This window comes from Micromonospora sp. NPDC048905, from assembly GCF_040649655.1.
GTDB lineage: Bacteria > Actinomycetota > Actinomycetes > Mycobacteriales > Micromonosporaceae > Micromonospora.
The window spans coordinates 1-25,601 of record NZ_JBEZFV010000022.1 but is presented as its reverse complement, the minus strand read 5'-3'; the positions used below and the strand labels follow the sequence as shown (position 1 = coordinate 25,601).

The window sequence follows — 25,601 nt, the reverse complement described above, 5'->3', positions numbered from 1 at the left end:
TCACCACGGGGGAACACCTTGATGAGTACGTCTGTCCGTGTCGTGCTGGGCCTGGTCGCGACCGCTGGTCTCGTGGCAGGTTGCCAGCCTGCCACGAAGGAGAGCGCGGCGGATGCCAGTCCGTCGGCGAGCGCAGCGACTTCGGTGAGCGCAGCGCCCAGCCCGACCGTCGACGTGGCGGCGAACAGCAAGCAGGTCTGTGCCAGCACTCTCGCGGTGGTCAAGAAGCACTACGTGGCGATGGCCGACGATGCGATCGCCGCCATCGACAAGCCGGTCAGTGCCAAGGAGGCGGGCGCGAAGGTCCGTGGTCACTACACGGCGCTTCTGGCGGATCTGCGGAAGGCGGCGCCGACCGCTGCCGACCCGCAGGTGCGCGCCGCGTTGGAGACCCTGGCCACCGGGGTTGAGAAGCACCTCGCCGGCCCGAAGGCCACCCAGGTCGAGGCGCCGGATCTCGACCCGTTGTTGACGGCGTTGGACACGGTCTGCGGTCGCTGACCGTCGTGGGCGCCGGGCCGTGTCGGTCGGCGCCCACGAACAGCGCGAGACGGGGTACGCCTCGATGTCGCGGCACCTGTGGTGCGGGTGCCTGGCTCCCCCGTTCCGGTGAGGTCGGGGTGGTCGGCGTCAGTCGATCAGGTCCGGCGGGGCGTTACCCGCGTCACATCGGGGCTGCAAACCGTCATCTGGGCTGTAACCCTTCTTCAGGGTAAGCGCCGTCGCTGTCGCCGACCTCACGTGCGCCGTTCGCGGGGGAATTCCGGGAGCGGGTCGCGCGGTTCTCCGTTCGGAAGATCAGGATCACATGATCGAATGGAAGTGCCATGCACATGCGCTCAGATGCGGTAGTGCTGTTCGGTGTCACTGGCGACCTCGTCTCGAAGAAGCTGTTTCCGGCGCTGTACGAGTTGACTCGGCGTGATCGCCTCGACGTTCCGGTGATCGGGGTGGCCCGCTCCCCCTGGGATGATGAGCAGCTCGTCACGATGGCCCGCAAGTCGGTAGCCGAGGCCAGCGACGAGGTGGACGACGAGACCTTCGACCGGCTGGCGCACCACCTTTCGATGATCTCCGGCGACTACGCGGACCCGGCCACGTACCAGCGGCTGGCCGAGCGTCTGCGGGGCGCGGAGCGGCCGGTCTTCTATTTGGCGATTCCGCCGGCGGTGTTCGGTTCGGTGGTCGAGGGTCTCGCGGCGGCTGGTCTGGCCGATCGGGGTCGGGTCATCGTGGAGAAGCCGTTCGGGCGTGATCTGGAGTCGTCGCGTGAGCTGGACCGCACGCTGCGGGGGGCCTTCGACCAGGAGCGGGTGTTCCGCATCGATCACTACCTCGGCAAGGAGGCCGTCGAGGGGTTGTACGCCTTCCGGTTCGCGAACCGGTTGTTCGAGCCGCTGTGGAACAACCAGCACATCGACAACATCCAGGTCACTCTGGCTGAGGGTTTCGGCACGCAGGGCCGCGCTGGTTTCTATGACACGGTGGGCGCGACTCGGGACGTGCTGCAGAACCACATCCTGCAGGTCGTCGCGTTGATCGCGATGGAGGCGCCCGAGGGTGACGACGCCGCCGCGTTCCGGGAGGCGGAGGTGCGGGTGCTGCGGCAGATCGCGCCGTTGTCGCCGGAGTCCACGGTGCGGGGGCAGTACGCGGGTTATCGGGACGAGCGGGGTGTGGCGGCGGAGTCGAACACGGAGACGTTCGTGGCCACGCGGTTGACTGTCGACTCGCCCCGCTGGGCGGGTGTGCCCTTCTATCTGCGGACCGGTAAGTCCCTGCCGGGGACGGCGACGGAGGTTGTGGTCGAGTTCAAGCAGCCACAGCGGTCGTTGATCCCGGCCGAGCGGGGCACGGTGACTGTCGCGAACCTGCTGAGGTTCCGGTTGGGTCGCGGTGACGGCATCACGATGTCGATCCAGGCGAAGAGCCCGGGTGCGGAGGTGGCGAGTCGTCCGGTGGATCTGTCTGTCGACTTCGGTGCGGCGCTCGGTCGTCGTCAGGAGGCGTACGAGCGGTTGCTCGACGACGCGATGAACGGGCAGCACCTGCGTTTCGCGCGGGCGGAGACGATCGAGCAGGAGTGGCGCATCGTGGAGCCGATTCTGGATCTGCCGGCGGCGGTGCAGTCGTACGACAGGGGCAGTTGGGGTCCGGCGGACGCCGACGCGTTGGTCGGTGGGTGGCATACCCCGGATCTGGGGTAGGGCGCGGTGCGGTTTCCGGTCAGTGGTGCTGATTGACCGCTCAGCTCAGCGTGGTGACCGTCCGGCGATGGTGAGGTTTGCCGCCTGCGTGTGGTGTGGGCACGTTGTGCGGGACGTCTCTCGTCCTCGTCGGAGAGGAAGCAGCGCATGCTTTCCGCACTCGATCGTCGGCACACCGTCGCGCCGCCCGGCTACAGCAGGTGGCTCATCCCCCCGGCGGCGTTGGCCATTCATCTCTGTATCGGTCAGGTCTATGCCACAAGCGTCTACAAGAACTCGCTGATCGCCCACTTCGACACGAGCCAGACCGCGATCGGGGTGATCTTCAGCATCGCGATCGTGATGTTGGGGTTGTCCGCCGCGGTCGCCGGGACCTGGGTGGAGTCGAACGGGCCGCGTAAGGCGATGTTCGTCTCGGCCTGTTTCTGGGCGGCCGGCTTCCTGGTGGGTTCGCTGGGTATCGCCACGAAGCAGTTGTGGTTGCTGTATCTGGGTTACGGGTTGCTCGGTGGTATCGGTCTGGGTATCGGTTACATCTCCCCCGTCTCCACGTTGATCAAGTGGTTTCCCGATCGGCCGGGTCTGGCCACCGGGTTGGCGATCATGGGGTTCGGTGGTGGGGCGATGGTCGCCTCTCCCCTGTCCCGGCAACTGCTGTCGTTCTACGACCCCGGCTACGACCCGGCGAACGCGGGCTCGACGGCGTCGGGCGGCGCGCTGGTGTGGTTGTTCGTGACGCTCGGCCTGGCCTACTTCGTGATCATGATGTTCGGGGTGGCGAACGTGCGGGTGCCCGCGGAGGGCTGGCGCCCGGCCGGCTTCGATCCCGCGAGCGTGGCGGCGAAACCGCTTGTCACCACGGCGAACGTGTCGGCGGCCAACGCGGTGAAGACCCGCTCGTTCTGGCTGCTGTGGGTGGTGTTGTTCTGCAACGTGACCGCGGGCATCGGCATCCTGGAGCAGGCCAGTCCGATGATCCAGGACTTCTTCCGGGACAACGGCACGTCGGCGGTGTCGGTGGCGGCGGCCGGTGGGTTCGTGGGGCTGCTGTCGCTGTTCAACATGGCGGGTCGGTTCGTGTGGTCGTCGACCTCGGACGTCATCGGCCGCAAGCCGATCTATCTGGTGTACCTGGGTGTCGGCATGGTGCTGTACGCGCTGCTGGCGCTCGTCGGGCAGACCGCGACGGCGTTGTTCGTGCTGTTGGCGTGCGTGATCCTGTCGTTCTACGGGGGCGGGTTCGCCACGGTGCCGGCGTACCTGCGGGACCTGTTCGGGACGTTCCAGGTCGGGGCGATCCATGGCCGGTTGCTGACCGCGTGGTCGGCGGCGGGGATCGCGGGTCCGTTGATCGTCAACGGGTTCCTCGACGCGCAGGGCGAGCCGGGTTCGTTGACGGCGGCGGCGTACCGGCCGGCGCTGTTCACGATGGTGGGTGTGCTGGCTGTGGGCTTCGTGGCGAACCTGCTGGTGCGGCCGGTGCCGCAGCGCTACCACGAACCGGCGCCGGAGCGTGGCGTGGATGAGGAGACGACGGTGGAGAGGAGTGCCACGCGATGAGTGACGACAGCCGTTCCGGGCAGCAGGCCCGGTTGTGGATCTCCTGGTTGGTGGTGGCGGTGCTGCTCGGTTACGGGGTGGTGCAGACCGTCATCACGGCGGCGAAGCTGTTCACGCAGTAAACCCGGTCCGGCGGTCTCCGACCACGAACGTGGTGCGGCGGTCTCCGACCACGAACGTGGTCCGGCGGTCTCTGCCCGCGCACGGGTGGTCAGAGACCGCCGGAGACCCGCAGGACCGTGCCGGTGGTGTACGAGGCGTCCGGGCCGAGCAGCCAGGCGATGGCGGCGGCGATCTCGTCGGGTTCGCCGGCGCGGCCCAGCGGGATGCGGCCGGCGGCGGTGTCGGCGCGGTCGGGTACGCCGGAGTCGGCGTGGATGTCGGTGCGCACGATGCCGGGTGCGACGGCGTTGACCCGGATGCCTTTTGGGGCGAGTTCCTTGGCCAGGCCGACGGTGAGGGTGTCGGTGGCGGCTTTCACGGCGGCGTAGTGCACGTACTCCCCCGGGCTGCCGAGGGTCGCGGCGGCGGAGGAGACGTTGACGATCGCGCCGCCGTCGGTGAGGCGGCGGGCGGCCTGCTGGGCGCAGAGGACGTAGCCGACGAGGTTGACGTCGACGACTCGGCGCAGGTCGTCGACGCGGAGGTCGGTGAAGGGTCCGATCGGGCTGGTGACGCCGGCGTTGTTGACCAGGCCGGTGAGGGGGCCGAGTTGGGCGGCCGCGTCGAAGAGGTGGTGTACCTGCTCGGGGTCGGTGGTGTCGGCGCGTACCGCGATGGCCTGTGCGCCGGCGGCGCGCAGGTCGGCCAGGACGGCGGTGGCGGCGGTCTCGTCGCGGCGGTAGCACAGCGCGATGTGGTGACCGGTGTGGGCGAGGCGGCGGGCGGTGGCCGCGCCGATGCCCCGGCCGCCGCCGGTGATGACGGTGACGGGTGCCACGGTGCCTCCCGGCGGGTGTGACGGCTGCGCGATGGTCGTGCCGACGCTACCGTGACCGGCGCGGGTTGGTCGTCGAGAGGAGCGTCACATGCGGCGGGCGTTGGTGCTCGGCGGGGGCGGGGTGACCGGGGTGGCCTGGGAGTTGGGGCTGCTGGCGGGGCTGACCGAACGGGGTGTGCCGGTCACCGAGGCGGATCTGGTGGTGGGTACGTCGGCGGGGTCGATCGTCGGCGCGCAGGTGTGTTCCGGGTTGCCGGTGCAGCGGTTCTACGCCGAGCAGTTGGCGCCGCCGTCGCGTGAGCTGGCGGCGCGGCTGGGTGTGTCGGTGCTGGCGCGGCTGATCTGGGCCGGTGGGCGTAGCCGGGACGCGGTGCGTTCGCGGGCGCGGATCGGGGCGATGGCGGTGGCGGCGCGTACCCCGTCGGAGGCGTCGCAGCGGGCGGTGATCGAGGCCCGTCTGCCGCAGCGGGAGTGGCCGGCGCGGCGGCTGCTGGTCACGGCGGTGGACGCGTCGTCCGGGGAGTTCGTGGTGTTCGACCGCGACAGTGGGGTGTCCCTGGTGGAGGCGGTGGGCGCGAGTTGCGCGGTGCCGGGGGTGTGGCCGCCGGTGACGATCGGCGCGCGCCGGTTCGTCGACGGTGGGATGCGCTCGTCGGTGAACGCGGATCTGGCGGCGGACGCGCGGGCGGTGCTGGTGCTCGCGCCGACGTCGGCGTCGTTCGGGCCGATGCCGCGGCTGTCGGCGCAGGTGGCCGGGTTGCGGGCGGCCGGGTCGCGGGTGGTGGTGGTGACGCCGGACGCGGCGGCGCGTGCGGCGATCGGCCGCAATGTGCTGGACCCGGCGCGGCGGGCGGGCGCGGCGCGGGCCGGGCGGGCCCAGGCCGACGTGGTGGGCGACGAGGTGGCGGCGCTCTGGGTGTGATCGCTTACGCTCTGCGCGCGATCGATCAGACGATGGAGGTGCGCGGTGGCGGGTGTGGGTGTCGGCGACGAGGTGCGGGATTTCGAGCTGCCGGATGAGACGGGCACGCCCCGGCGGTTGTCGGAGTTCCTGGCGGCGGGGCCGGTGGTGCTGTTCTTCTACCCGGCGGCGATGACCCGGGGGTGCACGGCGGAGAGCTGTCACTTCCGCGACCTCGCGGCGGAGTTCACGGCGCTGGGCGCGACGCGGGTGGGCATCAGCCGCGACCCGGTGGCGAAGCAGGCCGAGTTCTCGAAGCTGCACGGCTTCGACTATCCGTTGCTGTCGGACGTCGACGGTGCGGTGGCGCAGCAGTTCGGGGTCAAGCGGCGGGTGCCGTTGGGGCCGTTGAGCATGAAGCGGATGACGTTCGTGATCGGGGTCGACCGGCGGGTCGTCGAGGTGATCCACAGCGAGGTCAGCATGAACGAGCACGCGGACCGGGCGCTGCGGACGTTGGGCGGCTGAGCGGGGTGTGAGCCCCGTGCGGCGGGTGTCGCAGCCGGCTGGTATCAAGACAGCAATCAAACAGGTGTACGGAAGAGGGTTGTGATGGATGCCGGCCAGGGTTTGTCCACTAGCGAGGTGCAGAGCATCCGGGAGGCGTTGGCGGCCGGGCGTAAGCCGCGGGTGGTGTTCACCGCGGCGGCGGGTCAGATCGCCGGTCAGGTCGGTCAGGTGATCGAGCTGACCGATCCCGAGGTGTCCGACGAGTTCGTGGTGGTGCGGTTCGGTCGGGACGAGTTGCCGTTCTCCCCCGCCGACCTGGCGGTGGCGCCCAAGGGTGTGACGCGTCGGGTGGTGGAGCCGAAGCCGGAGCCCGAGGCGCCGGCGGTGGCGGCGCCGGAGTTCGTGTTGGACACGCCGCGGGTGCCCGCGCAGCGACTGGAGGAGCCGAAGGTGGAGCAGACGGAGAAGCCGCCGGCGCGGCGGGCGGTCAAGGCCGTCAAGCCGAAGGGTCCCGCGGGTCTCACCGTGACGTTGGCGTACGCCGATGGTGAGTGGACCGTCGCCGCGCAGCAGGGCAGCAAGGCCTTGGCGAAGCCGTACGTGGTGAAGCCGGCGGAGGCGTTGAAGATGGTGGCTCTGGTCGACGTGCCGGGGGTGCAGGAGGCGGTGGAGCAGATCCTGGGCACCGAGCGGGCCGAGGCGGAGCAGCAGGCGGACAAGCTGCGCGCGGAGCTGGCCGAGATCGAGGCCCGGTTGGCGGAGTTGCGCGAGGCCCGCTGAGCGTGTTCAGCGCCGGGTGTGGTGGTCCAGCAGCCGGGTGAGCAGGTGGGTCAGCTGGTCGCGTTCGGTGGCGGACAGCGGGGCGAGCAGGTCGCGTTGGACGCGGTCGAGGGTGTCGCCCAGCCGGTGGGCCTCGTCGGCGCCGGTGGTGGTGAGGCTGATGACGTTGCGGCGGCGGTCGGCCGGGTCGGGGGCGCGGACGACGAGTCCCCGACCGGCCAGGTCGTTGATGGCGGCGACGACGTCGCTGCGGTCGATGCCGCAGCGGCGGCCGAGGTCGGCCTGGCTGGCGGGGCCGTCCTCGGCGAGCGCGGTGAGCAGCCGGTAGTGGTAGCCGCGCAGGTCGTGTGCGGCGAAGCCGTCGGTGAGCAGGCGGGTGGCGTGGCTGGCGGTCTGGTTGAGCAGCCAGGTCGGGGTGGTGCGCAGCCCGGCGGGTGACTGCGGGGCGGTGGCGTCCATGGGCGGCAGCCTAACAGGAATCGTTGGCGCGACCCACGATCGACTGTTACGTTGGCCTCGCCAACGTTGGTCCAGCCAATGTATTTCAGGAGGCGTCATGTCCACCACTCCCACCCTCAACGGCCAGTCCATCGGCCAGGCCCACTACGCCACCCGGGCACTGCTCGAACGGGCCGTCGCGCCCCTCGGCGTCAACTTCGGCCAGGTCCTCGCGCTCAACGTCCTCGCCGCCGGCCCCGTCGCGCCGGCGCAGCTCGTGCGTCGGATCACCAGCACCCTCAAGGTCGACGAACCGGCCGTGTACGAGGTGATCGCCAGCCTCACCGACGCCGACCTCGCGCACCTCGACGAGGCGTCCCTGCGGCTCACCGACACCGGTCACGCCACGCAGGCCCGCGTCGCCGACGCCGTAGCGGGAATCACCGCCCGGCTGTACGCGGACATCCCCACCGACGAGGCCAGCATCGCGGCACGGGTGCTCACCCTCGTCACCCAACGCGCGAACGCCGAACTGGCGGCGATCCCGGCTTGACCGGGCGGCCGGCACCAGCCCGTGGGGTGCCGGCCGCCTGAACCACCTACCGCGTCGGGCGTTGCCCGAGCTGCGACACCACGGCCCGCTGCAGCACGGCGGTCGTGCCCAGCACCGTCCCGGGCGGCCCGTCGGCGGTCTCCGCCACGAGATAGCTGCGCTCACCGAGGTAGTCGAACGTCCGCTCATCGAAGATCCACTCGTCGCGGCGGCTGCGCTCGGTGTGGGCGACGGCTATTCCCCGCCGCCCGGCCGCGTCGGTGACCCCGCGCACCACCTCGACCCCGGGGATCTTCGCCGCGGCCCGGTAGAGCGCGGCGCTCGTGCGCGGCGGCACCAACGACTCGCGCAGGATGTCACCGATCGCGGTGAACGCCGCACCGTCGTGGCTGGTGCCCCGACCCCGATCCTCGCGTTCGGCGTACAGCTCCGCCAGCAGGGCGTCCGGGTCGTCGGGCAGGTCGACGAGCGCGGCGTTCGGAGTCACGTCCGTGAGCGTCACGCTCTCCGGAATCACGCCGACGATCGGCGCGTCGAAGAACGGCTGCCGCAGCAGACCGTCACCCCGTTCGTCGCGGGGGATCCAGATCTCCCGCTCGTGCACCGGGCGCAGCCGCGCCGGGCCGTCACCGAGTTCGGCGAAGGCGCCCCGGCTCTTGATGTAGACGTAGCCGCCCTCGCCCGGCGGTGGCACCGGCTTGTCGGCGGCGGCCACGGCCATCCGGTTGAGCAACAGCGTCGCGCCGACGCGTTCGCCCTGCACGACCGGGACGACAAGGGGAGCGCTGCGCGGCGCCCACGGCTGGGCGACCACCCCGACCGCGACCACGACGGCCAGCGCCGCCGCCGCCGGCACGAGCACCCGGACCCGCCGGGGCCGCCGTGCCGGCCGCCGGACCTCGGCCAGCAGATGATGCCGCAGTGCCTGTCGGCGCAGCGCCGGCAGGGCCGGCACGGGCGGGGCGGAGGTCTCTCTCATCGGTACTCTCCCTGCTCGACGGGGGTCATCCGGGTGCCGGTCAACTCCTGCTGCGCCAGCGCCCGCAGCCGGGTGCGGGCCCGCGACAGCCGGGAGCGCACGGTCCCGACGGGTACGCCCAGCGCCTCGGCCGCCGCCGCGTAGTCCAGGTGCGACCACACGCAGAGCAGGAACACCTCGCGGTCGGCGCGGCGCAGCGCCCGCAGTCCCGCCAGGGCGGCGGCCACCTGGTCGGCGTCGTACAGCCGGTTGACGACCTCGTCGGCGAAGTCCGGGACGACGTCGCGTACCGGCAGCCGCCGTAACGCCTCCCGGTGCCGGCGCGCCGCCCGACGGCGATTGCGCAGCACGTTCGTCGCGATGCCGAGCAGCCACGGGCGCAGACTGTCCCCGTCCGGGCGCAGGGATCCGCGGATCCGCCACGCCTCGAGGAAGGTCAGCGACACCACGTCCTCGGCGTGCGCCGGGTCGCCTCCGCTCCACAGCGCATGTCGATGGATCGCGTCGGCGTGCTCGTCGAAGAGCTCACCCAACGCCTCGGAGTCTCCGGCCCGGATCCGGGCCCGCATCTCGGCTGTCACACCTGTATCTGTCCGCTGCGACGGTTGAGTTCCCACGTCCGGTGCGCGAATCCACCGGCACCCGGGCGACGCCGGTCAGAAGTAGTCGAGCAACTGCGCCGGGCCGCCGGCGCCCAGCAGGTCGAGCGCGGCCGGGTCGGCACCCGGGCTGTGGTGCAGCAGGCCGGCCTGCGCGACCGATCGGGCCTGCGCCGCCCCGGCGTACAGGAGGGCGAAACCGCGCACGTCCAACCGCAGGTCGGCCTCGCCACCGACCCGGGTCAGCTCGGCCGCGCCGTCGGTGACGGTCAGCCGCCACGTGCCGGTGTTCCAGTCGGCGAGCGCGTCGGTGAGGGTGAAGTCGACGACACCCCGGGCGTGGGCGGGCCACCCCCGCGCGCTCACCGCGCGGGCGACGTCGACCGGCCGGTGCATCCACAGGTCCCGCTCGTGGTCGCGCGCCGCCTCCAACGGCAGGACGGTGCTGACCGCGTCACCGTCGAGAGGGCACAGCCGTACCGTCGGCGCGACGCTGGCCCAGCTGGCGAGGACTCCGACGAGTTCCCGGGCAGCCTCGGCGGTGACGGCCAGGGCCTCGTCGACGGTGAGGACCGAGTCGGCGCCGTAGCCTCGGCCCCGCTGCCAGGTGGCGTACCCGACCAGGTCGCCGTCGTCCTCGACGAGGGTGAGACCGTCGCCGGGCAGACCCCGGTCGGCGGCGAAGAAGTCGAACAGCTCACCCCGGCGGGTCAGCATGCCGTTGCGGTGCCGGGCGACCCGCTCGTAGAGGTCGGCGACGGCCGGCAGGTCGGCCGGTGTGCCGGCCCGCACGGTCACCTCCGGGCTGGGCCGGTGCCGGGGCAGCGCGGCGGTGGCCAGATCGACGGTACGCAGCACGCCGGCGGCCTCCCACCCGCAGGCCCGGTACGGGGCGGCGACGGTCGGGTAGAGCGCGCTGACCGCCGCTCCCCGCTCCCGGGCGCCGCGCAGCAGGGCGGTGAGCAGGGCACGGGCCACGCCCCGGCCCCGGGTCTCGGGGGCGACCGCCACCCCGGCGACGTCGGCGGCCGGCACCGCCCGGCCCGACCACCACTGGTCGTGGTGCCGGTCGACGGCCTTGCCGACGAGCCGACCGCTGTCGTCGAACGCGCCGTAGCGGGTCATGCCGGCGGGCGTGACGGTGGCGTGCGCGGGGGGCTGCGGGTCGGAGCCGAACGCGAACCGACCCAACTCCCAGGCGGCGTCGAGGTCGTCGGCGGCGAGTTCACGAACGTGCACGGGCTCGGGCATCGGCACACCCTAGCGGGGCGGATACGCGCCGACCGCCGATTTTCGAACAGGTGCGAGGGCGCCCCCATTCTCCCGGCCGGACACGCTCAGTGCTGCGGGATGTTGGCCACGCCGATGCGCTTGCGGAACACCCAGTACGTCCAGGCCTGGTACGCGAGCACGACCGGGGTGAAGATCACCGCCACCCAGGTCATGATCTTCAGGGTGTACGGGGTGGCGGCGGCGTTGGTGGCTGTCAGCGTGCCGGCCGCGTCCAGGGTGGAGGGCAGCACGTTCGGGAACAGCGCCGCGAACAGGGTCGCCACGGCTAGGCCGATCGCCACGGCGGTGCCGGTGAACGCCCAGCCCTCTCGGCGTACCCGGGCGGCGGCCAGGCCACCGAGCAGGGCGAGGGCCGCGCCGACGGCGAGCACGACGGCCGCCGTGCTGGAGCGGATGCTCAACGTCCAGGTCAGGAACGCGACCGCGAGCACGGCGGCGCCGACGCCCAGGCGCACCGCGAGCGCGCCCGCGCGCTCACGGATGTCGCCGGTGGTTTTGAGGGCGAGGAACACCGCGCCGTGGGTTGCGAACAGCGCGAGGGTGGTCGCGCCACCGAGCAGGGCGTACGGGTTGAGCAGGTCCACGAGCCCACCGACGTACTCGTGGTCGCCGTCCAGCGGGACCCCGCGCAGGATGTTGGCGAAGACGACGCCCCACAGGACTGCCGGCAGCAGCGAGCCGACCACGATCGCCGCGTCCCACCGGCGTTTCCAGGACGCCTCGGGGCGCTTGTGCCGGTACTCGAAGGCCACGCCCCGGGCGATCAGGGCCAGCAGGATCAGCAGCAGCGGCAGGTAGAAGCCGGAGAACAGGGTGGCGTACCACTCGGGGAAGGAGGCGAACATGGCACCGGCGGCGGTGATCAGCCAGACCTCGTTGCCGTCCCAGACCGGGCCGATGGTGTTGATCAGGACGCGGCGCTCGCGGTCGTCGCGGCCGAGGACAGGCAGCAGCATGCCGACGCCGAAGTCGAAGCCCTCCAGGATGAAGTACCCGGTGAACAGCACGGCGACGAGGAGAAACCAGATGGTGGTCAGTTCCACGATGAGCTCCGTCCGGGATCAGTAGGCGAAGGCGAGCGGGCGCTCGGCGTCGTCGGTGTCGTCGGCGGGCGGCTGTTCGCTGACGTCCGGCACGCCGGCCTTGGCGTAGCGCAGCAGCAGCTTCACCTCGATCACGGCGAGGGTGGCGTAGATGAGCGTGAAGGCGGTGAACGAGGTGAGCACCTCGGCCAGCGACACGCTGCGCGACACCCCGTTGCGGGTGAGCATCTCGCCGAAGACGATCCACGGCTGGCGGCCCATCTCGGTGAAGATCCAGCCGAAGGAGTTGGCCAGCAACGGCAGCACCGGCATGGCCAGCCCGGCGCGCAGCAGCCACTTGCTGCTCGGGGTGCGGCCCCTGCGCTGGCTCCACAGCACCAGCAGGGCGATCGCGCCGGCGGCCAACCCAAAGGTGATCATGAAGCGGAAGCTCCAGTAGGTGACCGGGATGATCGGGGTGTAGCTGCCCGCGCCGTACTGGGTGGCGTACTGGGCCTGCAGGTCGTCGATGCCGCGGACGGTGCCGTGCGGGTCGCCGGTGCCCAGGAACGACAGCAGGTACGGGATCTTGAGGGCGAACACCTCGCGGCTGCCGTCGAGGCTGCCGATGGTGAGCACGGAGAACGAGGCGGGGCTCTCGGTGGTGTAGAGGCCCTCGGCGGCGGCCATCTTCATCGGCTGCACGTCCGTCATGATCTTGCCTTGGATGTCGCCGGTGAACAGCACGGCGGCGGACGCGACCAGGACCACCCAGGAGCCGAACCTGGTGGCGAAGCGGTAGGCGTCGGTGTCGGCGGAGCCGCGGTTGCGGATCACGTGCCACAGGCCGACCGCGACGATCAGCGACCCGGCGACCAGGAACGAGCCGGCCAGGGTGTGCGGGAAGGTGATCAGGGCGACCTTGTTGGTCAGCACGGCCGGGAAGTCGGTCAGCTCGGCGCGCCCGCTGTCGGGGTTGATGCGGTAGCCGACCGGGTTCTGCATGAACGAGTTCGCCGCGAGGATGAAGTACGCGGACAGGTTCGTGCCGATCGCGGCGGCCCAGATGCTGGCCAGGTGCGCCCGCTTGGGCAACCGGTCCCAGCCGAAGATCCACAGGCCGATGAACGTCGATTCGAGGAAGAACGCGACGAGCGCCTCGATGGCCAGGGGTGCGCCGAAGATGTCGCCGACGAAGCGGGAGTAGTCGCTCCAGTTCATGCCGAACTGGAATTCCTGCACGATCCCGGTGACCACGCCCATGGCGAAGTTGATCAGGAAGAGCTTGCCGTAGAACTTGGTGAGTTTCAGGTAGCGCTCGTTGCCGGTGCGGTGCCACATCGTCTGCAGGATGGCGACCAGCACGGACAGGCCGATGGTCAGCGGCACGAAGAGGAAGTGGTAGACGGTGGTGACACCGAACTGCCAGCGGGCAACGTCCAACGCGTCCACCTGAAACCCCCAGCTACTCATACTACGAGACGTAGTAAATACTACTGCTCGTCGTAGACGCTCGGCTGACCCGCACCCACCCCGCGCCCATGACCCTGATCACCCCGACCCGACCTCGCGATCACCCCACCGCGTGCGACGATGGCGCGCTGATGAACACCTCCACCTGGCAGCCGCCGCTGATCTGGCGCGCAGCCCTCCTCCTGGCCCGGGGCCTGGTCGGCCTGCTCGCCCGCCTCGACGTCACCGGCGACGTCCCGGCGCACCTGCGGCGCGGCCCGCTGGTGCTGACCGCCAACCACATCAGCCCGTTCGACCCCCTCGTCATGGCCGCCGCCTGCCAGACCCGCGGCATCGCCCCCCGAATCATGGCGACCGCCGGGCTGTTCCGCGTGCCGGTGCTCGGCACCGCCATGCGCCATGCCGGGCACATCCGGGTCGACCGGGGCACCAGCGCCGTCCACCGGGCACTCGACGACGCGGCCAGCGCCGTCGCCAGCGGGTCGGTGATCCTCATCTACCCCGAGGGTCGCATCGGCCTGGACCCCGGCATGTGGCCCGAACGCGGCAAGACCGGCGCCGCCCGACTCGCCCTGGCCTGTGGCGCCCCGGTCGTGCCGATCGCCCAGTGGGGCGCCCACGAGGTGCTGCCCTACCAGGCGCCCCGCGGAATGCTGCGCGGCGTCGCCCACGCGATGTGGCGCCGCCCGGTGATCCGGGTGCACTTCGGCGCGCCCGTCGACCTGGGCGAGACGAACACCGCCACTCCCGGCGCCGCCCGCCGCGCCACCGACCGGATCATCGACGCGCTCACCGACACCCTCGCCCCGCTGCGCCCCGACGAACCGGACCTGCCCCGCCACGTCGATCCCAGCCGCCCCGCCGACACCAGCCGCGCCCACCGTCGGTTGAGCTGACGGACCGGGCGGGGTGCCGTGCTCGACTCGGCTGCCCGGAAACCGGGGCACACCTGCACCCCAGACACCCCGACCTGCGGGAAACCACGTCGATCACCACGAGAGGGAAGACCATGAGCGAGCAGACCGTGCTGATCACCGGAACGTCCACCGGCATCGGGCTGGAGATCGCGCTGGGCTGCGCGCGGGCCGGCTGGCGGACCGTCGCCACCATGCGCGACGTCACGCGCGCCGACCGGCTGCGCGACGCCGCCGAGGCCGCCGGGGTCGCCGACCTGATCGACGTACGCCGACTCGACGTCACCGACCCGGACGCGGTCACCGGCTGCGTCGAGGACGTGATCGGCGCGTACGGCCGGCTCGACGCGGTAATCAACAACGCCGGCGCCGGGCACGTGGGCACCCTGGAACAGGACAGCGTCGACGACGTCCGGGCCGTGATGGAGGTCAACTTCTTCGGCGTCCTGCACGTCAGCCGCGCAGCCCTGCCCCACCTGCGGGCCAGCCGGGGCCGACTGGTCACCGTCTCCAGCGTCGGCGGGATCGTCGGGCAGCCGTTCAACGAGGCGTACTGCGCGGCGAAGTTCGCCGTCGAGGGGTACCTGGAATCCCTCGCCCCGCTCGCCGCGACCACCGGCGTACGCGTCACCCTCGTCGAGCCGGGCGCGGTGGCCAGCGAGTTCGTCACCAACATCGCCATCGACGCCGACGCCGCCATCGACGCCGCCGGGGTGTACGGGCCGGCGCTGCGCGCGTACCTGGCCCGCACCGGGCAGGCGTTCGCCGCCGCGCAGTCCCCCGCCGACGCCGCGGCGGCGGTGCTCGCCGTGCTGAGCGACCCGGCACCGCCGGTGCGGGTGCAGACCTCCGACGGCGCCCGGCAGTTCGTCGGCGTCAAGCTCGCCGACCTCGACGGCGCCGCGGTGGCGCGGATGACCGGCGGCTGGCTGGTCTGACAGCGGGCACGAGTGGCGGGCGGGGCAGGTCGGTCCATGCCCGCGTCCCGGACACCCCGTCTCGCCCCGGCTCCCGATGTCACCCCGACCACGTGGCAGCGTCGCCGGCTTGGGTTTCCCTGGCCGGGAGGCGCTCAGGGGGTCTGTAGTCGCTGCGTGATGAACATCGCGGCGCGGTCCAGGGCGTGGTCGGCCTCGTCGAGTTGGCCGATGAAGGACTGGAAGACGTGCGGAACGCCGGCGGTGATGTCGAGGATGACGTCGACCTCGGCGTCGCGGGCGCGTTTGGCCAGCCGGACCGAGTCGTCGAGCAACAGTTCGTTCGTGCCGACCTGGAGCAGGATCGCCGGGAAGCCGGTCAGGTCGGCGAGCACGGCGGGTGCCGCAAGCACCTGGTTCGGGTCCTGGCCGGCGAGGTAGAACTCTGCCGTGTGGGCCATGCCCTGCCGGGTGAAGAACGGGTCGATGCCCTCCTTGGTGTCCATCGACTCGCCCGTGCGGGTGTGGTCCAGGCCGGGCGAGAAAGCGACAAGCGCGCCCGGCAGAGGTAGCCCGGCGTTTCGGGCGGCGAGGGTGGTGGTCACCGTGAGGCCACCGCCTGCGGAATCGCCTGCGAAGGCGATCGACTCGGCGGCGACGCCGCTGTCGAGCAGGGACCGATACGCCGCGAGGCAGTCCTCGATCGCCGCCGGGAACGGGTTCTCCGGGGCCAGCCGGTAGTCGAGGGAGAAGGCCCGCATTCCGGTCCGCGTGACCAGACTCGCGGTCAGGCCCATCGCGGTGCGCGGAGATCCGAGCGCGAACGAGCCGCCGTGAAAGTACAGGATGGTGCCCGGGCGGGTCTGGCCCTCCGGTTCGACAAGCACTGCCGGACGGCCGCCCAGGGTCAGCTCCGAGGTCCGCACCGGAGGAACCGGGAACGACGCCATGAGCGCGTCGAAGCTCTCGCGCATCGTCTCGACCGGCTCGGGCGCGAAGCCCTTGGGCCCGCCGCCCAGCATGGCGTCGATGGCCGCGCGCTGTTCCCTGCTCATGTCCGATGCCTCCCACGGGCGATAAAGTAGCTGCCGTGGAAGCTAATATACCTGCCGCGGCATCTTTTTCCGGTGCCGGGTCCGTCACACTGGCTCAGGTCTTCAGCGACCTGGTCCGCTGCGAGACGCGGCTCTACAACGCCCTGAACGAGACGTTGCGCCGCACGCACGGCATCGTGGCTTCGCAGTTCGAGTTTCTGAGCTACCTCCGTGACCATCCTGGTTCGCGGGTCGCCGATCTCGCCGAGTTCTTCGCGATCGGCGTCGGGGCGACCAGCAAGGGCGTGGGCCGGCTCGAAGCCCGAGCCTGGGTTCGGCGCGTGCCGAACCCGGCCGACGGCCGGTCACTGCTTCTGGAGTTGACCCCGCAGGGCGCGGAACTCGTCGACGCCGCCGAAGGCACCTTCCAGGAACACCTGGACACGCACCTCGGTCGGTCGATCGCCCCGGCCCAGGTCGCGGAACTCGGTCACACACTGGCCCGGCTTCGCGCCACCTTGGAACACGGCGGCGTCGGCACGCCTGCCGGCTGACGAGCCTGGTCCGCGCGGGCGGGCGACAGACGCCGGCCGGCCACCCGCCGGCCACCAACCGGGGGCATACTGCGTCGCGTGTTGACCCGATTCGGCTATCTGGACGCGCCCGCGCCACTGGCGTTCGCCCACCGTGGCGGTGCCGCCGAGGGCGACGAGAACACCGCCGAGGCGTTCGCCCGCGCCGTCGGGCTCGGCTACCGGTACGTGGAGACCGACGTGCACGCCACCGCGGACGGCGTGGCGGTGATCTTCCACGACCCGACGTTGCGACGGGTCACCGGTGAGGCCGGGCGCATCGCCGAGCTGAGCTGGGCCGACCTCGCCTCGGTACGCGTCGGCGGCGCGGCCGTCGTACCCCGGCTCGACGAGGTGCTGGGCGCCTGGCCGCAGGTCCGCTTCAACATCGACGTGAAGGCCGACGGCGGCGTCGAGCCGACGGTCGCGACGGTGACCCGGGCCGGCGCCGCCGACCGGGTGTTGCTCGCGTCGTTCAGCGACGCCCGCCTGACCCGGCTGCGCGCGCTCACCGACGGACGGGTCGCCACCAGCCTCGGCATGCGCGGGGTCGCCCGGCTGCGGCTCGCGTCCCTGCACGGACGCCCGCTGCGGTTGCCTCCGTCGGTGGTCGCCGCGCAGGTGCCGCCGCGCTACGGGCGGGTGCCGGTGGTGGACCGCCGGTTCCTCGACTACTGCCACCGGCTCGGCCTGCAGGTGCACGTCTGGACGATCGACCAACCCGACCAGATGCACGACTTACTGGATCTCGGTGTGGATGGCATCATGACCGATCACGTCGGCGTGCTGCGCGACGTCTACCGCAGCCGCGGCCACTGGGCCGCCTGAACCGTCGAAGGACCCCCGGATGGCCGAGACCGTGACCCCCACGGTGGACGACACCCCGCCCCCGGCGAGCACCCGCCGCGAGCGCAGGGGCTGGTACATCTACGACTGGGCCAACTCCGCGTTCCAGACCACGGTGATCACCGTGTTCCTCGGCCCGTTCCTGACGACTGTCGCCGAGTTGGCCGCCGGCTGCGAGTTGGGCGCGGACACCTGCGACGGGTACGTGCACCCGCTGGGTATCCGGGTCGCGGCCGGGTCCTACTATCCGTACCTGATCTCGCTGTCGGTGTTCCTCACCGTGTTCGTGCTGCCGGTCATCGGGGCGATCGCCGACCGGTCGGCGCACAAGAAGCGGCTGCTCGGCGGGGCCGCGTTCACCGGTGCCGGCGCGACGATCCTGATGGCCTTCGTCACCGGCGACCGCTACCTGCTCGGCGGGGCGTTGTTCCTGATCGCGAACATCTCCTTCGGCGCGGCGGTCGTCGTGTACCACTCGTTCCTGCCGCAGCTCGGCGGCCCCGACGAACGCGACGGCATCTCCAGCCGCGGCTGGGCGATCGGCTATCTCGGCGGCGGTCTGCTGCTGGCGTTGAACCTCGTCGCGATCACCCTGCTCGACGAGGGGGACAACCCGCAACGCACCCTGGACCTGGCCCGCTGGTCGATCGTGTCCGCCGGGGTGTGGTGGGCGGTGTTCACGCTGGTGCCGCTGCGCTGGATGCGTGAGCACCCCAGCGCGGCGGCCCTGGCCGGCGGTGGTGGCAACGTGGTCACCGACGGGTTCCGGCAGCTCGGCCGCACCATGCGCGAGATCAAGGCGTACCCGTTGACGTTGTTCTTCCTGCTCGCGTTCCTGGTCTACAACGACGGCATCCAGACCGTCATCACCCTGGCCAGCCAGTACGGCACCGAGGAGTTGCGCCTGGAGCAGAGCACCCTGATCATCACGATCCTGCTGGTGCAGTTCCTCGCCTTCGGCGGCGCGCTGAGCCTGGGTGCGCTGGCCAGGCGCATCGGCGCGTGGAAGACCGTGCTGCTCAGCCTGGTGCTCTGGACCGGTGTGATCATCGCCGCGTTCCGGCTGCCCGCCGAGGCGCCGGTGCCGTTCATGATCCTCGGCGCGGGCATCGGCCTGGTCCTCGGCGGCAGCCAGGCGTTGAGCCGGTCATTGTTCAGCCAGCTCATCCCGGTCGGCAAGGAAGGCGAGTACTACGGCTTCTACGAGATCAGCGACAAGGGCACCAGCTGGCTCGGTCCGCTCGCCTTCGGTCTGGTGTTCCAACTCACCGCCTCCTACCGGGTGGGCCTGGTCTCACTGCTGATCTTCTTCGTGGTCGGCTTCCTGCTCCTGGCCGCCGTGCCGATCCGCCGTGCCATCGTCGCCGCCGGCAACACCCCGCCCCGGGTGCTCTGAGCACGCGTCCCGCGCGCGGCAGATCAGCCTCGGCCGATCGGCTAGGCTGCCCGACCGTGACAGACGACGCCGCCACCGCTCCGACCTGCCTGGCTCACCCGTTCCCCGGCCAGCCGCACGCACCGGCCGGGTGCGCGGCCGCGCGCGGGCTCGACGGGCGGCCGGTGCACGCCGCGGCGTTGAAGTTCTTCTGGGGGCCGATGGACTGCGGCAAGTCGACGATGGCGTTGCAGATGAACTACAACCACGCCCGGCAGGGTCGCCGGGGGCTGGTCACCACCCGCATCGACAGGTCGCTGGGCCCGCAGGTCACCACGCGCATCGGCCTGGCCCACGAGGCCATCGAGGTCACCGACGACCTGGACCTGCGGGCCCTGGTCCGCGGGCGGTGGGCCGACGGGGTACGCGTCGACTACCTGATCTGCGACGAGGCGTGCTTCTACACCGTGGAGCACGTCGAGCAGATGGCCGAGTTGGTCGACAGCTACGACGTGGACGTGTTTGCGTTCGGCCTGGCCACCGACTTCCGGTCCTGCCTGTTCCCCGCCGCGCAACGCCTGTTCGAGTTGGCCGACGAGGTGGCCCGCATCCAGGTCGAGGTGCTCTGCTGGTGCGGCCGGGAAGGACTGCTCAACGCCCGTGTCTTCGACGGGCGGGTGGTCCGCGAGGGCGCGCAGGTCGTCATCGGCGACACCGTCGACACCGCCGAGGTGCGCTACCAGGTGCTCTGCCGCCGGCACTACCGCAGCGGCGACCTCGGCCCCCGCGACTGACCCGCCCGCCGAGCCGACACCTGGTCGGCCACGATCACCCCGACCGTGACCAGTAGCGCCGCGCTGGCGGCCACCGCGACCGGGGACCGCAGCGCGACCGCCGCCGGCGACAGGGCGAGCAGCAGCACCGCCGCCGCGAACCTGGCCACCGCCCCGCCGTCGCGCAGCACCAGCTGGTACGCGGCGTGCCCGGTCAGGAACAGCGCCGGACCGCCCAGCATGACCAGCGCGCCGGCCCAGCCGACAGGTTCACCGGGGGCGCGCAGCAGTCGCTCGTCGCCGACCGCGGTGACGACGATGCCGGCCACCATGACCGGGTGCAGATAGTTGAACACCAGTCGCGAGAGCCCACCGGCGCGCTCACCCGCACCCGCCAACACCGCCATCACGTCCTGTGCCCGGTCGAAATACACCCACCACAGGGCCACCGAGCCCGCGAAGGCGAGCAGGAACGCGGCGATCGTCCCCCGGTCCAGGTGCCGTGTCAGCGTCCCCCCGGTGATCAGGATCGACTCCCCCAGCGCGATGAGGATGAACGCCTGACAGCGTTCGGCGAGGTGCCCGCCCTCCACCTCCCAGTGCTCCGGGGCGCTGCGCCCCAACCCGGGCACCGGGAACCCGGTCGCCAGCCCGATCGCGTCGACGGCGATCACCGCGATCCAGATCACCTCCCGGGCCGGGGTGTCCACCAGGCCGCCGACGACCGCCAGCGCGGCGGTGCCGGAAACCCAGACCACGCACTGGCGGAAGCTGTCACCGAGCCACGGCTGACCGCGGATCGCCCACAGGGCGAAGACCGTCCGCCCCACCTGCACCGCCGCGTACACCCCGGCGAAGAGCAGGCCGTTGTCGCCGAACGCGCCGGGCAGCGCCGCCGCGAGCAGCAGGCTGCCCAGCGTCACCAGCAGCAGGACGGCTCGCACCGGTGCCCGATCCGGGCGCAGCCAGTTGCCCGCCCACACGGTGTAGATCCAGACCAACCAGACCAGGCCCAGTAGGACCGCGGTCCGGCCAGCGCCCGACCAGTCGAGATCCCTGCTCAGGTAGTGCGACAACTGGGTGATGGTGAAGACGTAGACCAGGTCGAAGAACAACTCGGTGGAGGTGGTCCGCTCCACGCCACGACGCGGGCGTAGCAGATCCGGGTGCAGCGGATGGCCGTCCGATCCGGAGCGGGTCACCGCGCGCCTGCCCGCCGGATCGGGCCGGCGGCCTGCGCATTCCCGGCATCCACGACTACCGACGGTAGAGAATACGATCGCACCGACGGGCGACAAGCCGGAAATCGACTCCACGCGCTGACCGGCCGCCCCCGTGCTGGGGACGGCCGGCCGTGACGCGGGTGGTTCAGCCCACGCAGACCTGCTGCGCCCTGACGTTCCACGCCGCGGCGAACGCGACGATCTCCCGTCCGGTCGCCTCAGCGGTGTCCAGTGCCGGCTTGGGCAACAACGTCGCCACCGAGCCGGCCCCGGTGAGCCCGGTCAACACCGCGCCGACCCCCGCGGTCTGCGACCCCGCCGGGCAGGCCAGCGTCGTCACGGATTTCGGCGAGGCCGCGTTGAACGCGCTCGTCGCCTCCGTCAACGCCATCGCCGGCAGCGGGGTGCCGCAGAACGCCTGGGTCTGCAACGTGAAGTTGCCCGGCGCGCCGAACACGTACGCGGTGCTCGACACCGAGCCGAGCGCCGAGGTGTACGCCAGTTCGTCGATCGCCACCGCGGCGTTGGCGTTGTCGATCCGGTACCCGCCGCCGAAGGTCTTCTTGCCCGCCGGGCAGACGGCGGTGACGCCCACCTTGTCGAGGGCGTTGTTGACCGACGTGGTGGTGACCAGTTGCAGGCCGGCCACCGCCCCGGCCGGGGCGCAGACCGCGAACGCGTCCACCGACCAGGGCACGTTCGTGGCGTTGGCCTCCACCCCGAGCACGGTCACCGTGTGCAGGGTGGCGTCGGCGTAGACCCGGGTCATCAGGACGTCACCCTGACCGTCGTTGATCCGCCCGCCGGCACCGACGACCTGGTCCGCGCCGTTGCAGGAGATGGGCATGGTCTTGGCGTTCGTCGCGTCCAGGACGCTGGTGGCGGCGACCCGGTACAGGCCGACCGACGCCTGCGCCGGGGTTGTCGGTGCGAGCAGCGTTGTGGCCGCCGCCATGCCGGTCAGCACTGCCAGACCGGCCAGTTTCCGCTTCATCGGATGTTCCCTCCGCACTGCCTCGTCGACTGTCGACGACGGCGTTGCGATCAGACTCCGCACCCTCGTCAGGAGCGCGTCAGCACCGCGGACGGCCACGCCGTACTGACGCCACGATGACGGGCGGCTGCGACAGTGCCGGCGACGTCATCGCGGCGTCACCGGGCTCCGGACGGGGTCCACGAACGGGAGGTCCCATCATGCGTATCCGAGCGGCGGCGCTGGCCGCCCTCCTGGTCAGCGGCGCTCTGATCGGCGTCAGCGGTGGCGCGGCGCACGCCGACCCGGACGTCAATCCGTGCGCCGCCACCGACGGCGACCCGATCATGGGCACCGACGGCGACGACATCCTGCACGGCAGCGGCGGACCCGACGAGATCTACGGGCTCGGCGGTGACGACATCATCTACGGCGGCGGTGGCGTCGACACGATCCACGGCGGTGGCGGCGACGACGTTCTGTTCGGTAACGACTGCGGGGACTTCATTGTCGGCGGGGCCGGCGACGATGTGCTGGCCGGTCTCTACGGCGACGACCACCTCTCCGGCGCCAACGGCGCGGACCTGCTGATCGGGGTGGCCGGCGTCACCGTCTGGGGCGTGGTCAGCGACGGCGACAGCCTCGACGGTGGGCCCGGGGAGGACACCTGCGCGGAGGACGACGAGACCAGCAGCGACATGGTCTTCTACTCGTACGTGGACACCAACGACGGCAACGAGAACCTCTACAACTGCTGACCAGCCGTCGCCCGCAGCACGCCCGGGTCCGGGGGCGGTGCGTCGATCGCGCGCATCGCCCCCACCCACCTGTCGAACGCCCGCCGAGCCTCTCCGTGCCGGCCGGCACCGACAAGCGTCGCGACCAGCGCGCGGTGCGCCCACTCGTCGTAGGAGTCGGCGTCGAGCAGCCGGACCAGAGTGGTGGCGGCCCGGTCGGCGTCACCGTCGCGCCGGTATCGGCGGGCCAGTTCACGCAGCGCCCGCAACCACACCGAGCGGGCCTCTTCCCGCAGCCCGTCGGCCCAGTCCTCGTAGGGCTCGTCGGCGAAGGCGTCCCCCCGGTAGGCGGCGTCCACCTCGGCGAGCAGCGCGCGGGCCCGCGCCGGGTCACCGTCGCGGGCGAGTCGCTCGGCCCGCGGGACGTCAGCGAGGACGTTCTCCGCGTCGACGACCACCCGGGTCAGGTCGATGCGCACGCCGGTCAGGTCGGCGCGCACGTACCGGTCGACGGGCCACCGCCGGGGAGGGTCGAGCACGGCACGCACAGCGGACAGCAACACCGACAGGCGGTGCGCGGTCCGCCGGGGCTCGTCGTCGGGCCACAGCAGCTCGCACAGCTCCGCTCGCCCCACGGCACGGCCGCGTCGGGCGACGAGGATCTTCAGTAACGTGCGGGCCTGCCGGGACCGCCACGACGGCAGCGGTACCTCCCGCCCGCCGACGATGACTTCGAACCGCCCGAGCACCCGCACCTCGACGGTGCCGCCGTCGACGGACGGCTCGGACAACTGCCGTCCGTCGACCGTCTCGACCCCGAGCGCCAGCAGCCGGTTGGCGGCCTCCTGCGCCGCCGAACGCTGCGCGCCGTCGGCGCCGGGGACCCGACCCAGCAGGACGACTGTCTGTTCGACGGCCGGTCCCGCGCCCGCCGCCCGCCAGATCGCCCCGGCCTCCAGCAGCGCGTCCCGGCTCGCGGCCGGGTCGGCGGCGACCGCGGCGGTGAGTTCCAACGCCTCGGCCAACGCGTCGGCCTGCCGCCCGGTCCGGGCCGCCCGCACCGCTTCGGCCGCCCGCCGCCGGGCCATCTCCAGGTCACCCCCGGCGTACGCCACCCAGCCCGTCGCCGCCAGCGCGCAGGAGAGCAGGAACGCCGGTGCCAGTCGGTGTGCCTCGTCGGCGGCGGCACGAGCGGCGGTGAGGTCGGCTGCGGCGCCCTCACAGCGCAGCCGGGCCAGGCCGACCAGCGCCGGGATGCGTACCTGTAGGTCGCCCACGTCCCGGGCCAGCTCCGCGGCCTCGGTGAAGGCCGCCAACGCCTCCTCCCGTCGGCCAAGGCGGCGACTGACCTCGGCCAACCCGTACACGCCGAAGGCCGCCCGGTTGAGTCCCAACCGCTGCGAGACCAGTTTGGAACGGGTGAAGTGCAGGGTCGCCTCGTCGTAGCGGCCCAACCGCACCAGCGCCTCACCCGCGTTGTGCAGCGCGGTCACCAACACTCCCGGCGGTCCGGCGAGTTCCGCCGCGCGGACCGCCCGCACGGCGGTGGCCAGCGCCGACGGGTACCGGGCCTCCCGCAGCAGGCAGTGCGCCTGGTTGACCAGGACCCGCGCCTGCTGGACCAGGTCACCCGCGCGTTCCGCCGCCGCCAGCGCCTCGGCCAGGTGCCCGTCGCGGCGGACACCGGACGAGGTCAGCGCGGCCGCGATGTGCGCCGCCGCCAACGGGGCGTCCTCGTTGAGCTGCCGCGCCGCGCCCAGCGCCCGCGCCCCGGTGCTGACCGCCTCGTCGACCCGGCCGAGCTGGGCGAGGGTGCTGGCGCGGCAGGCCAGCAGCAGGACGTCGTCGGGGCCGGGTGGGGTGACCGTCGGCGGCGCGCTCACCCGGTCGAGCACCGCGAGGGCACCGGCGTAGTCGGTGCGCAGGTACGGCACCATCGCGGCCCGCCACAGCAGCCGGGCCGGCCAGCGACGGTCCTGGTCCGATCGGGCCAGCAGCGGGGCGAAGACCCGCGACGCCCAGGTCACCGAGCCGGACATCCGCAACGCGTCGCCGAAGATCAGTTGGAGGTCGGGGTTCTGCTCGGCCGAGGGCAACACGCTGATCAGGTCGACGACATCCGGTGCCCCACCACCGGCGAGCATGTCCTCACCGTGGCTGACGATCAGCCCGGCACAGCGGGGGATGTCGCTCGCGTCGTGCAGGGCTCGGGCAGCCGCCAGCGGGTGCGCGTTGGCCAGGTACCAGTCGGCGGCGGCGGACAACCGACGGCGCCCCGGGCCGTCGGGCCGGCCTGCCTGCTGGGCCACCACCGCCGCCAGCACAGGCACCAGCTGCAACGTCGACGAGGTCGGGCCGGATCGTCGGCGGGGATGGGCGACCAACAACCCGGTGCGGGTCGACCAACGCAGCGCCTGCGCGGTCGCCGCTGGCGTGCCAGCGTCGATGGCCGCGCACAGCGGCGCGGTGATCGGGTCGAGGTGGTGGACGCGGCCGAGCAGACTCGTCACCTGCGCGGGTAGGTCGGCGAGGATCTCGTCGCGGGCGAAGTGCCCGCCGGCGGTGCCGGGTTCGGTCAGGGCCGCGAGCAGCTCCCGGCGGCCGATGCCCTGCCGGCCGAGGGCGTCACCGGCGAGGTGCACCCACGCCGGCCAGCCGGCGGTCAGCTCGTAGACCAGGTAGGCGAGGTCGCTGTCGGGCACCGCGTGTTCGTCGCGCAGGATCCGGGCGACCGCGTCCCGGTCGAGGGCGAGGGTTTCCGGCCCACGGTGCACGACGGGCCCGGCGCAGGCGCTTCGCGCCGCGTCGGCAAGCGGTTGTCGAGCCGCCAGCGTCACCGCCGGCTGACCCGGCAGCGCGCTCAACAGCCGCACCAGAGCCAGTTGGTCGTCCCCGTTGAGCGCGGATACCTCGTCCACGGCGACCCGGGCCAGCGGGTGCGCGTCCGACGGGCTGGTGGGCTGCGACAACGCATCGATCAGG

At 71.9% G+C, this 25,601-nt stretch carries 26 protein-coding genes; 15 read left to right on the top strand and 11 right to left on the bottom strand.

Annotated features, from left to right (window positions below; genetic code table 11):
- Positions 1–21: 21 nt before the first annotated feature.
- The 4 genes from AB0C01_RS32855 to AB0C01_RS32840 all read left to right on the top strand — a co-directional run bounded on the left by AB0C01_RS32855 (position 22) and on the right by AB0C01_RS32840 (position 3,889).
- Positions 22–501: a hypothetical protein gene (locus AB0C01_RS32855; RefSeq protein WP_357572981.1), complete on the top strand. Its 480-nt coding sequence runs from the start codon at positions 22–24 to the stop codon at positions 499–501.
- 326 nt (positions 502–827) lie between these two features.
- A complete protein-coding gene (gene zwf, locus AB0C01_RS32850; RefSeq protein WP_357572980.1) occupies positions 828–2,207 on the top strand; it encodes a glucose-6-phosphate dehydrogenase in 1,380 nt (459 codons plus the stop codon).
- 147 nt (positions 2,208–2,354) lie between these two features.
- Positions 2,355–3,767 carry an OFA family MFS transporter gene (locus AB0C01_RS32845; RefSeq protein WP_357249253.1) on the top strand — a complete coding sequence of 471 codons (1,413 nt, stop codon included), beginning with the start codon at positions 2,355–2,357 and terminating at the stop codon, positions 3,765–3,767.
- Positions 3,764–3,889 (top strand): hypothetical protein, encoded by a 126-nt coding sequence (locus AB0C01_RS32840; RefSeq protein ID WP_357249256.1) that lies wholly within the window; start codon positions 3,764–3,766, stop codon positions 3,887–3,889. The genes AB0C01_RS32845 and AB0C01_RS32840 overlap by 4 nt, the downstream gene beginning before the upstream one ends.
- Positions 3,890–3,978: 89 nt before the next feature.
- Here the strand turns inward: AB0C01_RS32840 and AB0C01_RS32835 are convergent, their stop codons facing one another.
- Positions 3,979–4,707 (bottom strand): SDR family oxidoreductase, encoded by a 729-nt coding sequence (locus AB0C01_RS32835; protein WP_357572979.1) that lies wholly within the window; start codon positions 4,705–4,707, stop codon positions 3,979–3,981.
- Positions 4,708–4,795: 88 nt separating this feature from the next.
- Between AB0C01_RS32835 and AB0C01_RS32830 the strand changes: the two genes are divergently transcribed.
- The 3 genes from AB0C01_RS32830 (at position 4,796) to AB0C01_RS32820 (ending at position 6,898) form a co-directional block, all read left to right on the top strand.
- Positions 4,796–5,629 carry a patatin-like phospholipase family protein gene (locus tag AB0C01_RS32830; protein ID WP_357572978.1) on the top strand — a complete coding sequence of 278 codons (834 nt, stop codon included), beginning with the start codon at positions 4,796–4,798 and terminating at the stop codon, positions 5,627–5,629.
- Positions 5,630–5,674: 45 nt separating this feature from the next.
- Complete coding sequence (locus tag AB0C01_RS32825) at positions 5,675–6,136, top strand: peroxiredoxin (protein ID WP_357572977.1); 462 nt, start codon at positions 5,675–5,677, stop codon at positions 6,134–6,136.
- A gap of 84 nt (positions 6,137–6,220) precedes the next feature.
- Positions 6,221–6,898: a hypothetical protein gene (locus AB0C01_RS32820; protein ID WP_357572976.1), complete on the top strand. Its 678-nt coding sequence runs from the start codon at positions 6,221–6,223 to the stop codon at positions 6,896–6,898.
- 6 nt (positions 6,899–6,904) lie between these two features.
- On the opposite strand, the gene AB0C01_RS32815 is transcribed toward AB0C01_RS32820, so the two are convergent.
- Positions 6,905–7,357 carry a MarR family winged helix-turn-helix transcriptional regulator gene (locus AB0C01_RS32815; RefSeq protein ID WP_357249274.1) on the bottom strand — a complete coding sequence of 151 codons (453 nt, stop codon included), beginning with the start codon at positions 7,355–7,357 and terminating at the stop codon, positions 6,905–6,907.
- A 97-nt stretch (positions 7,358–7,454) separates the two neighbouring features.
- Between AB0C01_RS32815 and AB0C01_RS32810 the strand changes: the two genes are divergently transcribed.
- Positions 7,455–7,889 carry a hypothetical protein gene (locus AB0C01_RS32810; RefSeq protein WP_357572975.1) on the top strand — a complete coding sequence of 145 codons (435 nt, stop codon included), beginning with the start codon at positions 7,455–7,457 and terminating at the stop codon, positions 7,887–7,889.
- A gap of 46 nt (positions 7,890–7,935) precedes the next feature.
- Here AB0C01_RS32810 and AB0C01_RS32805 read toward each other — a convergent pair whose 3' ends face one another.
- From AB0C01_RS32805 to AB0C01_RS32785, 5 genes are all read right to left on the bottom strand, one after another.
- Positions 7,936–8,868, bottom strand: coding sequence for a CU044_5270 family protein (locus AB0C01_RS32805; RefSeq protein WP_357572974.1), 933 nt, complete (start codon positions 8,866–8,868; stop codon positions 7,936–7,938).
- Positions 8,865–9,449 carry an RNA polymerase sigma factor gene (locus tag AB0C01_RS32800; RefSeq protein ID WP_357249283.1) on the bottom strand — a complete coding sequence of 195 codons (585 nt, stop codon included), beginning with the start codon at positions 9,447–9,449 and terminating at the stop codon, positions 8,865–8,867. The genes AB0C01_RS32805 and AB0C01_RS32800 overlap by 4 nt, the downstream gene beginning before the upstream one ends.
- Before the next feature lie 75 nt (positions 9,450–9,524).
- The gene (locus AB0C01_RS32795) at positions 9,525–10,718 is read right to left on the bottom strand and encodes a GNAT family N-acetyltransferase (RefSeq protein WP_357249286.1); all 1,194 of its coding nucleotides are present in this window, start codon (positions 10,716–10,718) and stop codon (positions 9,525–9,527) included.
- An 86-nt stretch (positions 10,719–10,804) separates the two neighbouring features.
- A complete protein-coding gene (gene cydB, locus AB0C01_RS32790) occupies positions 10,805–11,803 on the bottom strand; it encodes a cytochrome d ubiquinol oxidase subunit II (protein ID WP_357572973.1) in 999 nt (332 codons plus the stop codon).
- Between the two features lie 18 nt (positions 11,804–11,821).
- Positions 11,822–13,234, bottom strand: coding sequence for a cytochrome ubiquinol oxidase subunit I (locus AB0C01_RS32785; RefSeq protein ID WP_357573008.1), 1,413 nt, complete (start codon positions 13,232–13,234; stop codon positions 11,822–11,824).
- Positions 13,235–13,386: 152 nt separating this feature from the next.
- On the opposite strand from AB0C01_RS32785, the gene AB0C01_RS32780 reads away from it, so the two are divergent.
- Both AB0C01_RS32780 and AB0C01_RS32775 read left to right on the top strand, forming a co-directional pair.
- Positions 13,387–14,151, top strand: a complete 765-nt coding sequence (locus AB0C01_RS32780) for a lysophospholipid acyltransferase family protein (protein ID WP_357573007.1) — start codon at positions 13,387–13,389, stop codon at positions 14,149–14,151.
- Between the two features lie 113 nt (positions 14,152–14,264).
- Positions 14,265–15,107: an SDR family NAD(P)-dependent oxidoreductase gene (locus tag AB0C01_RS32775; protein WP_357572972.1), complete on the top strand. Its 843-nt coding sequence runs from the start codon at positions 14,265–14,267 to the stop codon at positions 15,105–15,107.
- 134 nt (positions 15,108–15,241) lie between these two features.
- Here the strand turns inward: AB0C01_RS32775 and AB0C01_RS32770 are convergent, their stop codons facing one another.
- On the bottom strand, positions 15,242–16,141 hold the full coding sequence (locus tag AB0C01_RS32770) for an alpha/beta hydrolase (RefSeq protein WP_357572971.1): 900 nt from the start codon (positions 16,139–16,141) through the stop codon (positions 15,242–15,244).
- Between the two features lie 35 nt (positions 16,142–16,176).
- On the opposite strand from AB0C01_RS32770, the gene AB0C01_RS32765 reads away from it, so the two are divergent.
- The 4 genes from AB0C01_RS32765 to AB0C01_RS32750 all read left to right on the top strand — a co-directional run bounded on the left by AB0C01_RS32765 (position 16,177) and on the right by AB0C01_RS32750 (position 19,707).
- Positions 16,177–16,674: a MarR family transcriptional regulator gene (locus tag AB0C01_RS32765; RefSeq protein WP_357249305.1), complete on the top strand. Its 498-nt coding sequence runs from the start codon at positions 16,177–16,179 to the stop codon at positions 16,672–16,674.
- A 78-nt stretch (positions 16,675–16,752) separates the two neighbouring features.
- Positions 16,753–17,520, top strand: a complete 768-nt coding sequence (locus tag AB0C01_RS32760) for a glycerophosphodiester phosphodiesterase (protein WP_357249308.1) — start codon at positions 16,753–16,755, stop codon at positions 17,518–17,520.
- Positions 17,521–17,539: 19 nt separating this feature from the next.
- Entirely contained in the window at positions 17,540–18,934 is a 1,395-nt protein-coding gene (locus AB0C01_RS32755) for an MFS transporter (protein WP_357249311.1), read from the top strand.
- Positions 18,935–19,098: 164 nt separating this feature from the next.
- The gene (locus AB0C01_RS32750) at positions 19,099–19,707 is read left to right on the top strand and encodes a thymidine kinase (RefSeq protein ID WP_357249671.1); all 609 of its coding nucleotides are present in this window, start codon (positions 19,099–19,101) and stop codon (positions 19,705–19,707) included.
- Here the strand turns inward: AB0C01_RS32750 and AB0C01_RS32745 are convergent.
- Both AB0C01_RS32745 and AB0C01_RS32740 read right to left on the bottom strand, forming a co-directional pair.
- Entirely contained in the window at positions 19,674–20,888 is a 1,215-nt protein-coding gene (locus AB0C01_RS32745; RefSeq protein ID WP_357572970.1) for a low temperature requirement protein A, read from the bottom strand. The genes AB0C01_RS32750 and AB0C01_RS32745 overlap by 34 nt on opposite strands.
- 166 nt (positions 20,889–21,054) lie before the next feature.
- Complete coding sequence (locus tag AB0C01_RS32740) at positions 21,055–21,903, bottom strand: hypothetical protein (RefSeq protein WP_357249317.1); 849 nt, start codon at positions 21,901–21,903, stop codon at positions 21,055–21,057.
- A gap of 200 nt (positions 21,904–22,103) precedes the next feature.
- Here AB0C01_RS32740 and AB0C01_RS32735 point away from each other — a divergent pair, with 200 nt between their 5' ends.
- Positions 22,104–22,640 (top strand): hypothetical protein, encoded by a 537-nt coding sequence (locus tag AB0C01_RS32735; RefSeq protein WP_357572969.1) that lies wholly within the window; start codon positions 22,104–22,106, stop codon positions 22,638–22,640.
- On the opposite strand, the gene AB0C01_RS32730 is transcribed toward AB0C01_RS32735, so the two are convergent.
- Positions 22,628–25,601, bottom strand: a 2,974-nt coding sequence (locus AB0C01_RS32730; RefSeq protein WP_357572968.1) for a BTAD domain-containing putative transcriptional regulator, incomplete at its 5' end; no start/stop codon positions are given. The two genes, AB0C01_RS32735 and AB0C01_RS32730, sit on opposite strands and share 13 nt — an antisense overlap.

Excerpts from the sequence above, each read along its gene's own strand:
- AB0C01_RS32855 (WP_357572981.1), top strand. The coding sequence starts at position 22 with ATGAGTACGTCTGTCCGTGTCGTGCTGGGCCTGGTCGCGACCGCTGGT.
- zwf (WP_357572980.1), top strand. The coding sequence starts at position 828 with ATGCACATGCGCTCAGATGCGGTAGTGCTGTTCGGTGTCACTGGCGAC.
- AB0C01_RS32845 (WP_357249253.1), top strand. The coding sequence starts at position 2,355 with ATGCTTTCCGCACTCGATCGTCGGCACACCGTCGCGCCGCCCGGCTAC.
- AB0C01_RS32840 (WP_357249256.1), top strand. The coding sequence starts at position 3,764 with ATGAGTGACGACAGCCGTTCCGGGCAGCAGGCCCGGTTGTGGATCTCC.
- AB0C01_RS32830 (WP_357572978.1), top strand. The coding sequence starts at position 4,796 with ATGCGGCGGGCGTTGGTGCTCGGCGGGGGCGGGGTGACCGGGGTGGCC.
- AB0C01_RS32820 (WP_357572976.1), top strand. The coding sequence starts at position 6,221 with ATGGATGCCGGCCAGGGTTTGTCCACTAGCGAGGTGCAGAGCATCCGG.
- AB0C01_RS32815 (WP_357249274.1), bottom strand. The coding sequence starts at position 7,357 with ATGGACGCCACCGCCCCGCAGTCACCCGCCGGGCTGCGCACCACCCCG.
- AB0C01_RS32810 (WP_357572975.1), top strand. The coding sequence starts at position 7,455 with ATGTCCACCACTCCCACCCTCAACGGCCAGTCCATCGGCCAGGCCCAC.
- AB0C01_RS32805 (WP_357572974.1), bottom strand. The coding sequence starts at position 8,868 with ATGAGAGAGACCTCCGCCCCGCCCGTGCCGGCCCTGCCGGCGCTGCGC.
- AB0C01_RS32795 (WP_357249286.1), bottom strand. The coding sequence starts at position 10,718 with ATGCCCGAGCCCGTGCACGTTCGTGAACTCGCCGCCGACGACCTCGAC.
- AB0C01_RS32780 (WP_357573007.1), top strand. The coding sequence starts at position 13,387 with ATGAACACCTCCACCTGGCAGCCGCCGCTGATCTGGCGCGCAGCCCTC.
- AB0C01_RS32775 (WP_357572972.1), top strand. The coding sequence starts at position 14,265 with ATGAGCGAGCAGACCGTGCTGATCACCGGAACGTCCACCGGCATCGGG.
- AB0C01_RS32770 (WP_357572971.1), bottom strand. The coding sequence starts at position 16,141 with ATGAGCAGGGAACAGCGCGCGGCCATCGACGCCATGCTGGGCGGCGGG.
- AB0C01_RS32755 (WP_357249311.1), top strand. The coding sequence starts at position 17,540 with ATGGCCGAGACCGTGACCCCCACGGTGGACGACACCCCGCCCCCGGCG.
- AB0C01_RS32740 (WP_357249317.1), bottom strand. The coding sequence starts at position 21,903 with ATGAAGCGGAAACTGGCCGGTCTGGCAGTGCTGACCGGCATGGCGGCG.
- AB0C01_RS32735 (WP_357572969.1), top strand. The coding sequence starts at position 22,104 with ATGCGTATCCGAGCGGCGGCGCTGGCCGCCCTCCTGGTCAGCGGCGCT.